Genomic DNA, 10,965 nt, shown 5'->3' with positions numbered 1-10,965 from the left:
CTAGCAGCCCCGTGTGAGTGACTCTGCACACAAACATGCTAACCGCCAATCCCCAACAGCTCGACAAACTGAAATATTCCTGATTCATCTATATTTCTTATTCTAGCACACCTTAAAACAGGCAAACAAAAAGAGCCCGAAGGCTCTTTTTTATCTGTTTCTTATTTTACTACGATATTGACGATTCTCTTGGGAACTACGATGACCTTGACAATGGTCTTTCCATCGGTGAATTTCTTCACTTCCGGCAGCTCCTTCGCCTTTTCACCGATTTCTTCACGGCTCATGGATACGGGAACCGTAATGGTGCCGCGGACTTTGCCATTTACCTGGACACCCAGCTCTACGCTGTCCACCACCAGGGCCGATGTGTCGCAGACCGGCCAGGATGCTTCATGGACACTCTTTTCCGGTTCGCCAAGTCCCTGCCACAGTTCTTCCGTAATATGGGGAACGAAGGGAGCCAGTACAAGCAGGAGGTTTCTCAGCAGTTCATGGGACAGGCTATCTTCGATGACATCATGACTTTCTACAAAGCGGTACATGTCATTCACCAGTTCCATGATGGAAGAAATGGCGGTATTAAATGCAAACTTGCCGTCCAGGTCTTCCGTTACCTTCTGGATGGTCTGGTGCAGCCGTCTTCTCAGTGCGAATTCATCAGGAGAGAGCTTTCCTTTTTCTTCCTTCTTGAAATCCTGGTACTTTCCTACGATAGCCCAGACTCTCTTCAGGAAGCGGTAGGACCCTTCTACGCCCTGATCGGACCATTCCAGGTCCTTTTCCGGGGGAGCCGCAAAGAGGATGAAGAGGCGGGCCGTATCAGCGCCATACTTTCCTACGATTTCTTCCGGGGAAACTACGTTGCCCACGGACTTACTCATCTTTCCCCCATCCTTCAGGACCATGCCCTGGCAGAGCAGGTTGGTGAAGGGTTCCGGATAATCCACCATGCCCGCATCCTGGAGAACTTTCATAAAGAACCGGGAATAAAGGAGGTGGAGGATGGCATGTTCAATGCCGCCGATATACTGGTCTACCGGCATCCAGTAGTTGGCCTTCTTCTTATCAAAAGGTTCATTTTCATTGTGGGGATCGCAGTACCGGAGGAAATACCAGGAAGAATCGATGAATGTATCCATGGTATCCGTTTCCCGGGTGGCATCGGCGCCGCACTGGGGGCACTTCACGTGGAGGAAGGTCTCACTGGTTTCCAGCGGGGACGTAGCACCAGCCACAAAATTGACATCTGTCGGCAGTTTGACAGGCAGATCTTTTTCCGGTACCAGCACATTGCCGCAGTGGGGGCAATGGATAATCGGAATGGGGCAGCCCCAGTAACGCTGGCGGGAAATCAGCCAGTCCCGGAGACGGTAGTTGACTTTTCCTTTGCCAATGCCCATTTCTTCGAATTTCTTTGTAATGGCTTCCCGGCCTTCTTTGGAAGTGAGGCCGTCAAATTCACCGGAATTGACAAGATAACCATCAGCATCGTAGGCTTTGTCCATATCTTCGAGAACCAGGCTCTTTGCCTTGTTCTGGACTACCAGTTTCATGGGGAGATGGTATTTCTTTGCGAAATCCCAGTCGCGCTGGTCATGGGTCGGAACGGCCATAACGGCGCCGGTGCCGTATTCATAGAGGACGTAGTTGGCAATCCAGATGGGCACCCGTTCTCCGGTGAGCGGATGGATTGCATAGCTTCCGGTGAACATGCCCAGTTTCGGTGCATCTTCCGCAGTGCGGACGATATCGTTCTGGTTTCTCATTTCCGTGATGAAGGCTTCCAGCTTATCCTTTTCCGGATTACCCTCAATCAGTTTTTCCACCAGCGGATGTTCCGGAGCCAGCACCATGTAGGTGACACCGTAAACCGTATCTACACGGGTGGTATATACGGGGATGGTATCATCCATGCCTTCTACCTTGAAGGAGAACTGGGTACCTGTGGAACGGCCAATCCAGTTTCTCTGCATGGTCTTTACCCGTTCCGGCCAGCCCGGCATATGATCCAGGTCTGCCAGCAGGCGGTCTGCATAGTCCGTAATCTTCAGGAACCACTGGGACAGGTCTTTCTTCACCACCGGGTTCTTGCAGCGCCAGCAGCGGCCTTCTTCGACCTGTTCATTAGCCAGCACCGTATGGCAGGTGTTGCACCAGTTGACCTTGGCTTCTTTCTTGTAAGCCAGTCCCCGCTTGTAGAAAAGTTCGAAGAGCTTCTGGGTATGCTTGTAATAATCTTCCCGGCAGGTCAGTACCTTGCGGTCCCAGTCATAGGACAGGCCCAGTTCCTTCTGCTGGCGGGTCATATTATCAATATTGGAATAGGTCCAGTCAGCCGGTGGTGTGCCGTGTTTAATGGCTGCATTTTCTGCCGGCATGCCGAAGGCATCAAATCCCATGGGATGAATGACATTAAAGCCCTGCATTTTCTTGAAACGGGCTACCACATCGCCGATGGAATAGTTTCTTACATGGCCCATATGGAGGTTCCCGGAGGGATATGGGAACATTTCCAGGACGTAATACTTCTTCTTATTGGGATCCGAATGGGTCTCGAATGCTTTAGTATCCTCCCAGATTTTCTGCCATTTCTTTTCAATCTGCTGAGGAACATACTTTTCTCGCATAGCTTCACCTTCCATAAATCATGATTTCTGCCATTATTTATTTATATAATAGTTGTTCTTTATTATATAGCCCCCAGTGGGGAATAGTCAAATATCACGAAAAGTACCTGCATGTCCTGCGAACAGGGGAACAAGGAAAAATCTGAAATGGTGGCGGCGATGAGATTGATGTGGAGATCGAGATCAAGCTCCTCAGCAGCTCCGCCGCCCTTCTAAGTGACTCTGCACATAAAAGAGCCTTCTTTTCAGGGCGGGCCAGGAAGTCAGCTGACGGAAACTGATGGGTCCGGTCCGCAGGGCCTGACCGAATCTATCATCTCTCATCTATCTTCTATCGTCTAACAGTCAGATCGTTAATCGCCCAATAGAGACGATATTTCCGCCGCGGAGCGGCTAACCGGCTCAAGGCCTACGGCCCCATCGTTCCCATAAAACCAGCCGGCCCACATTCGCCCAAAGAAACTGTCCCGCTTCCCCGGATCACTCCAACCATAACCAAAAAGACACCCCGCAAAAGCGGGATGCCTTTCTATGTACTGTGCTCAATTACACAATCTTTTCTCCATGGTACAGTTCGCCGTCAATATCCGGTTTTACACCGTAACCGATAGCCCATTCACATTTGTATTTAATGGCCTGGGCATGAATATTCTTCATGGCATCAATGGTCTTCACCACTTTGGCCGGAACACCCATGACGAGGGAATTCGGCGGAATAACGGTGTTCTTGGTCACCACGGCGCCGGCAGCAATGATAGAGCCCCTGCCGATCTTGGCACCATCGAGGATGGTGGCATGCATGCCAACCAGTACATGGTCTTCAATCTGGCAGGCATGGATGACAGCGCTGTGGCCGATGGTTACATAGTCACCGATGATGCAGGGATTGTCGTCTGCTACGTGGAGGCAGCAGAGATCCTGCACATTGGAACATTCACCGACGGAAATATAGTTTACATCGCCCCGGGCAACGACACCTGGCCAGATGCTGGCATATTTACCAACTCGTACATCGCCGGAAAGGAATGTATGGGGAGCTACGAAAGCATTCTCATCAATCTGCGGCAGCTTGCCGTTGAATGCATTGGTGGATAAAGTATACATAACGATACCTCCTATAGGGTTTGCCTAAATACATTTCGATATTTCGATGTATTCATTATACACCACCCTGTCCAGTTTTGCTATGACGTTTTTAGATTTTATTTGGTATTTATCACTTTACTGCATGAGTCGTATACTCATCGGCATACCCCATTGGGCCTAAAGGTTGTGGGTGAACTGCGCTTTGCTCGTTCAACGAGTGGTAGCTTTGCTAAGGCAAAGCGGGGGCATGAGGTTCATAAGCCGCCAAAGGCGGCGTTATATATAAGGTCTCCCTTCCTTTTAAACGCAGCGTCTCACCCCGCTTTCATGAGCGCAGCAACGTGAAAGCCACCACCCCACGGGGAAAGGGATCACTGCGTTCTCGGTCGCCTGAAGGCTCCCTGCGAAAGCAGTTCGCTGCGCACCGGTCGGGCCACGCCCGACCCACAACCCTTATGTACCCTCCACACATCTGAACCATACCCTCCGCGGCATATTAAAAAGCTGTGAAAGGACTATCCTTTCACAGCTTCACTCATTATTTCACAACTTTCGCCGTATTTTCTTTCAGGTTCGGGAAATCGAGGGTAGCGAAGAGATCAAAGAGAGTTTCATTCCTGCGGATCTGCTGGATGCTGCCATCTGCATGAACCATGATTTCCTGGTGCCGGAGACGGCCATTGTAATTGTATCCCATGCTGTGGCCGTGGGCGCCGGTGTCATGGATGACGATGAGATCGCCCGTCTTAATTTCCGGCAGGGGACGCTGGATAGCAAATTTATCGCAGTTTTCGCAGAGGGAGCCAACCACGTCATACACATGGTCCTTCGGTGCATCGGCCTTGCCGAGAACCGTCAGATGATGGTATGCCCCATAGATGCCGGGGCGCATGAGGTCAGCCATGCAGGCATCGACGCCGATATAGTCCCGGTAAATGTGTTTGTAATGGATGGCCTTTGTTACAAGGAAGCCATAGGGGCCGGTGATGGCACGGCCGCATTCGAAGCAGATGCGGGTGTGGTCGAAGCCTTTGCCCTTCATTTTTTCGTCATACAGCTTCTTTGCTCCTTCCCCGAGGCCTTCAATATCCACGGGGTCCTGTTCCGGACGGTAAGGAATACCGATGCCGCCGCCGAAGTCGATAAAGTCTACGGTGACTCCCTTCTTTTCCCGAATGTCGTTGGCCAGGTCAAACATCATATCAATGGTTCCCAGAAGACCCGGCAGTTCCAGTTCTGCGGAAATAACCATGGTATGGATACCGATGTAGCCGATGCCCTTCTTTTTTGCCCAGTCCACGCAGGTCATGAGCTGGTCATAGGTCATGCCGTACTTGGCTTCTTCCGGTTTGCCGATGATGGCATTGCCCCTTGCCAGTTCCGGTCCCGGATTGTAGCGGAAGCAGATCCTTTCCGGAACAATATGGAGCCGTTCCAGGTCATCCAGGTTCGATACATCATCCAGATTGATGATGGCACCCAGTTCATGGGCTTTGATAAATTCTTCGTCCGGCGTATCGTTGGAAGAAAATACGATTTCTTCTCCCTTAATACCTACGGTTTCGGAAAGAACCAGTTCCGCCATGGAGCTGCAGTCGGAGCCCACATTCAGGGTTTTCAGGCTCTTCATGATCCAGGGATTCGGTGTTGCTTTTACAGCAAAATATTCATGGAAATTGGGATTCCAGGAAAAGGCTTTCTGCAGCCGTTTTACGTTTTCAAGGATTCCCTTTTCATCGTAAATATGAAATGGTGTGCCATATTTGGCAGCTATATCACGAATTAATTCATCAGAAAATGGAATGGTCTTTTTGTTCATATAGCTGAACCCTCTTTCTCTACTATACATCTGATTCATCAATAGATGGTTTATTATAACATAGCAGCATTGGCTTTACTACAGGGAACTTCTGTATCTTGCCGGAATATGGCTCGCATTCATAGGACATTGAGCCGGGCAGGCCCTTCCGGAAATGGGGTCGAGACCGAGGCCAAGATTGGGGGAAACGGGCTTACAGCTGTCTGCTTACAGCTTACCGGGAATCGGCCGCTTCGCGGCGGAAATATCGTCCCAATTGGGTGATTGGCGATTCGGCTGTTAGAAGATAGATGATAGATGATAGATGATAGAATCGATCAGGCCCTCCGGGCCAGGAACCATCAATGCCCATCACCATCTCTTCCGGGAAGAGAGCCTCCGGTAGTGTCAATTGCACGTTTTGGGTGCATTTTCATCAAGACCCCATCTGCGCCGCCACCGACAAAGGGAAAGCGGCTCACAGCACACAGCCATTCCTCATTTCCTTCTCACTGAAAAAGCGGCGTCCTAAGACACCGCTTTCTTTCAGTCTCCTTTATTTGTTATCCGCATTGGATACGGCTTTCTTACTGTATTCATCGGTCCATTTCTGGAAGTTGCCGTTATCCGTATTTTCCTTGATGACTTCATTAATTACAGCCACCACATCTTCATTGCCCTTCTGCACTGCGGCTGCGGAATTTTTCACAGCATTGGGGAATTTAATGTCCGAGAACATGAGATCATCATTGAAAACGAGGTACTGCTGGCCAACGATACCTTCCACTACGAGGCCATCCACCTTGCCCTGCTTCAGTTCCAGTACCACTTCCGGCACGTGGGCAAGACCAACGATCTTGGCGTCTTTGATTTTTTCCTTGGCCAGGGCCTCCTGGGTAGTAGACTTCTGGACACCAATGGTCTTGCCGTAAAGGTCTTCCACGGTCTTGTACTTATCGGCATCCGCTTTCCGAATAATCACTTTCTGCTCAGTGGGGAGATAGTTATCAGAGAAATCCATGGATTTTTTCCGTTCATCCGTGGGGTTGATGCCTGCAATGGCAACGTCCACTTTGCCACCGGTGAGAGAGGACAGGAGGGCCTGGAAATTCATATCCTGCACTTCCAGTTTTACTCCCAGTTTGTCTGCTACTTTCTGGGCCAGTTCCATATCAATGCCGATGACCTTCTTCTCGCCGGAAGAGGTATCCACGAATTCATAGGGAGGATACCCGGATGCAGTCCCCACCACCAGTTTCCCGCTCTTTTTGATTTTCTGCATCAGGGGACTTTCTTTCTGTACCTGCTGGGAAGCAGAAGATTTAGCCGGCGAAGATCCACCGCAGCCTGCCAGCCCGAAGGCAGCTGCCGCACAAAGGCCAAGGGCCAGGATTTTCAGTACTTTCTTGTTCTTCATCATATTCATGCACCTCTCCATATAGTTGAAATCGATTTCTGTATTAACTTGATTAGATGATAGCATATTTATGCAGTTATGTCAATAAATATTCACAAAATTTATGAAGGTCTTTTTGTGATATTTCAGTTTATCGAGCTGGTGGGGATTGGCGGTTAGCATGTTTGTGTGCAGAGTCACTCACACGGGGCTGCTAGCTTCTAGCTATTGGCTACTAGGAAAGCTGATTTGCCTGCGGCGCTTTCCACTAGATATTTCCGTCAGTCATTCGTGCCGTAGGCTGTAGAGTCTTCCTGGCAGCTAGAAGCCAGGAGCTAGAAGCCCCGCCCGAATGACTCTATCCGTAAGCTTCGCTCTAACAGCTCACCGCAATAGTTCAAATTCGTCCAACACATAAAAATCCGGGAGTCATGCATAAACTTGCATGACTCCCGGATTAACCTACGACTTCGATTTCCTTACTTGCTTGCTTTCTCCACGGCAATACGGCTGTACTCATCTACCCACTTGTCAAACTGTCCGGACTCCGTGTCCTGTCTGATGATGTCGTTAATGATCTTCACCACATCGTCATTGCCCTTCTGGAGAGCCACGGCGGAGACCTTCTTTGCGCCGTCAAACTGAACATCCGCCAGTGCCAGGTCATCATTGAAAATGAGGTACTGTTTCGTAACCACACCTTCCAGCACGATTCCATCCAGCTTGCCGTTCTTCAGCTGGAGAATAGCATCAGGAACACTGGAAAGACCAATGGCCGTAGCACCTTCGATTTTCTGGGCCGTCGCTTCCTGGGTGGTCGATTTCTCGGCGCCAATTACTTTGCCCTTCAGGTCCGCCATGGACTTAAAGGCATGCTGGTTCTCTTTCCGCACAAGCAGCTTCTGCTCCGTAGGCAGGTAAATATCGGAGAAGGCCATGGCCTTTTCCCGTTCCGGTGTCGGGGATACGCCGCCAACCGCAATATCTACCTTGCCGGAGGTTACCGAAGAAAGGAGAGCCGAGAAGCTCATATCCTGTACTTCCAGCTTCACTCCCAGCTTATCGGCGATCTGCTTGCACATTTCCATATCCAGGCCGATAACCTTCTTGTCCGGAGATTCCGCATCCACGAACACATAGGGAGGATAACCGGAAGAGGTGCCTACAATGAGCTTTCCCCTCTGCTTGATGGTCTGCATCAGTTTACTCTGCTGGCCAGCCCCATTCCCGCTCTTTGCCGGTGCAGGGCTGCTGCCGCAGCCTGCCATGGCCAGGGACCCCAGCAGGGCAGCCCCCAGAAGCATCAGTTTCATGGATTTTTTCATCATACTCTTCCTCTCTCTTCTCCCGTGCCTTCATGGGCAGGAAATCATTTGGACTGTGCGTTTTCGACGGCCTTCTTCGTCATTTCATCCACCCATTTATCGATATTGCCATTTTCCTGGTTCTCTTTGATGACCTCATTGATCACGGCAATCACATCGTCGCTCCCTTTGGGAACAGCCACGGCAGAACCGCCGGAATATTTATCGAAATAAATATTCGTTGCTGCCAGGTCATCGTTGGTGACAAGGTACTGGCCGCCCACAATATTCTGTACCGGCACTGCATCTACCTTGCCCTGTTTCAGTTCCAGCAGGGCGTCCGGCACTTTGGCCAGTGCCACGATCTGGGCATTCGGAATCTGGGAAGTGGCCAGTTTTTCCTGGATGGTTGATTTCTGGACCGCAATCTTTTTCCCTTCGAAATCGGCAAGGCTCTTATACTTGCCTGCATCTTCCTTCCGTACCAGCAGGGTCTGTTTTCCTTCCAGGTAGTTATTGGAAAAGTCCACAGTCTTTTTCCGCTCCTCCGTAGGATTGATGGCGGAAATCGCAATATCCACCTTCCCGGTGGTAATGGATGACAGGAGGGACTGGAATGTCATATCCTGGACCTCCAGTTTCACCCCCAGTTTCTGGGCTACGGCCTCGGCGATTTTCATATCAATGCCGTCGATTTTCTTCCGGTCCTTCACCGATGTGTCCAGGAATTCATAGGGTGGGAATCCGGAAGCCGTACCTACCACCAGTTTACCATCTTTCTTGATTTTCTGCATAAGGGCACTCTGGGAAGAACTGCCGGATCCGGAGGATGCCGCCTTCTGGTTCCCGCTGCCTCCACAGCCGCCCATAAGAATCATACCTGCTGCCGCCAGGCCAAGTACCGCTGTTTTCATGACTGTATTCATAATGCCGCCTCCTGTATAAACTTGCATTTATTTCTTATAAATATACATCTATATGAAATAAAATGCAACTGGAAGGAGCCATTTAATTGGCCAGAAAGCATGTGAACAGTCGAGGACCTGGGCTGGACAGACCTTGCGGGCGAATGAGAGTGAGATTGAAATCGAGGACGAGATTGAATGAGACGGGCTTACAGCTGACCGGGAATCAGCCGCTTTGCATCGAATGTGGGATGGCTGGCTTTTTTGCGAATGGCCGGGGCTCTGCGCCTTGCCTATGAAAACGAATAGACCCTGCAGGTAAATGAAATCGGAGAGAATAAGCCCCAGCCCCCCCGTGGCTGAGTGTCATGGGGGCTGGGGCTTTTCTGGCTGTCAGCCTTCAGGAAGACAGGGCAGTCTGCTGTTTTAACGGTTTGCAGCATAAAAAAACCGTCCCAAAGGACGGTTTTTCTCATTTATCTTCTATCATTTTTATTCTTGTCATACAGTACCAGAAGCCCCTTCAGCGTCAGCATGGGGTCTACCACATCAATGGTACGGGAGGACTTGGCAATGAGGGTAGCCAGGCCGCCGGTGGCGATGACCTTGACATTCGGTTCATTCAATTCTGCCTTGATGCGGTTCACGATTTCATCAATCTGTCCTACAAAGCCATAATAGATGCCGGCCTGCATGGCGGAAACCGTATTGCGGCAGATAATTTTCGGTGTCTTTACCAGCTCGATGCGAGGCAGTTTCGAAGCTCTCTGGAACAGGGCTTCCATGGAAATACCGATGCCCGGTGCCACAGCGCCGCCCAGATAATTGCCCTTCGTATCCACCACGCAGAACGTTGTGGCCGTACCCATATCGATGATAATGAGGGGGCAGTCATATTCTGCGATCGCTGCCACTGCATTGACGATACGGTCAGCCCCCAGTTCCTTGGGGTTATCATAGAGGATATTAAGACCGGTCTTGATGCCGGGACCCACCATGATGGGTTTCGTATGGAAATACCGCTGGCACATGGTTTCCAGAATCGGAATAATCGGCGGCACAACGGTGGAAATGATGACATCTTCCACGTCCTTAAATTCCAAACCATTCAGATGAAACAGGGTTCCCAAAAGAGCCGCATAACCATCAGCGGTCTGCAGGGTATCTGTAGCTACCCGCCAGTGGCGGATAAGCTTTCTTTCTTTGTATACACCACAGACAATATTCGTATTCCCTACATCAAAAGCAAGAAGCATCTGAATCTCCTCCGAATCAATGACAGAATGTCACAGTTTTGTTCTCATCAAGTGTATAATGCACGTCCCGTTCTGTCAAGGGAATTCATAACAAATTGCATAAATTCTCACAAAGATTTATATCATTTGGAAAAATCATAGACTGCATGATATAGGTCACACTGTGGTACAAAAGAGGTAAGAATGGAGTGAAGAGAATGGAAGCCAAGGGGCTTTGCCGCAGGAACTCCATCTGCAGGCAGATGAGAATGAGCCCGAAATCGAGAAAAACAGGCTTACAGCTTACCAGGAACCAGCCCTCCGCACCGGATGTCGGATAACTGGCTTTCGTGCGAATTGGCGAAGGCCTTGAGCCGAATAAGCCCTGCAGTCAAATGAGATTGAGATCGAGATCGAGTGGATTCACCTGCGGCGGATTCACGGTCCAGCATCAAAAGACAGCGCCATACGAATTGTGCGCCGCTTCTATCATTCCTGATTTTCCCGCTCCACCGCTTCCCCCACTCAAAAAGGCCGCCTGCGGCGGCCTTTCTAAGGAAACGCTGATTAAATGGGCTTTTTACAAGCGCTAATTATTCACAGCCATTTTC

General features: G+C 50.1%; 7 protein-coding genes. All 7 read right to left on the bottom strand.

Going from position 1 to position 10,965, the window contains the following annotated elements; all coding sequences use genetic code 11:
• Positions 1–161: 161 nt before the first annotated feature.
• The 7 genes from leuS to QZR21_RS05680 all read right to left on the bottom strand — a co-directional run bounded on the left by leuS (position 162) and on the right by QZR21_RS05680 (position 10,375).
• On the bottom strand, positions 162–2,630 hold the full coding sequence (gene leuS, locus QZR21_RS05710; protein ID WP_296099138.1) for a leucine--tRNA ligase: 2,469 nt from the start codon (positions 2,628–2,630) through the stop codon (positions 162–164).
• Positions 2,631–3,176: 546 nt separating this feature from the next.
• The gene (locus QZR21_RS05705) at positions 3,177–3,734 is read right to left on the bottom strand and encodes a gamma carbonic anhydrase family protein (protein ID WP_296099134.1); all 558 of its coding nucleotides are present in this window, start codon (positions 3,732–3,734) and stop codon (positions 3,177–3,179) included.
• 520 nt (positions 3,735–4,254) lie between these two features.
• On the bottom strand, positions 4,255–5,535 hold the full coding sequence (locus tag QZR21_RS05700) for a diaminopimelate decarboxylase (RefSeq protein ID WP_296099130.1): 1,281 nt from the start codon (positions 5,533–5,535) through the stop codon (positions 4,255–4,257).
• Between the two features lie 535 nt (positions 5,536–6,070).
• The gene (locus tag QZR21_RS05695; protein ID WP_296099127.1) at positions 6,071–6,940 is read right to left on the bottom strand and encodes a transporter substrate-binding domain-containing protein; all 870 of its coding nucleotides are present in this window, start codon (positions 6,938–6,940) and stop codon (positions 6,071–6,073) included.
• Between the two features lie 449 nt (positions 6,941–7,389).
• On the bottom strand, positions 7,390–8,238 hold the full coding sequence (locus tag QZR21_RS05690) for a transporter substrate-binding domain-containing protein (RefSeq protein WP_296974210.1): 849 nt from the start codon (positions 8,236–8,238) through the stop codon (positions 7,390–7,392).
• Positions 8,239–8,279: 41 nt separating this feature from the next.
• Positions 8,280–9,140 carry a transporter substrate-binding domain-containing protein gene (locus QZR21_RS05685; RefSeq protein WP_296099123.1) on the bottom strand — a complete coding sequence of 287 codons (861 nt, stop codon included), beginning with the start codon at positions 9,138–9,140 and terminating at the stop codon, positions 8,280–8,282.
• A gap of 455 nt (positions 9,141–9,595) precedes the next feature.
• A complete protein-coding gene (locus QZR21_RS05680) occupies positions 9,596–10,375 on the bottom strand; it encodes a type III pantothenate kinase (RefSeq protein ID WP_296099120.1) in 780 nt (259 codons plus the stop codon).
• Positions 10,376–10,965: the final 590 nt, after the last annotated feature.

Source organism: uncultured Dialister sp. (assembly GCF_900541605.1).
Classification (GTDB): domain Bacteria; phylum Bacillota; class Negativicutes; order Veillonellales; family Dialisteraceae; genus Dialister.
Note: the sequence above shows the minus strand (reverse complement) of the source record. Positions and strands in the feature narration are given on the sequence as shown.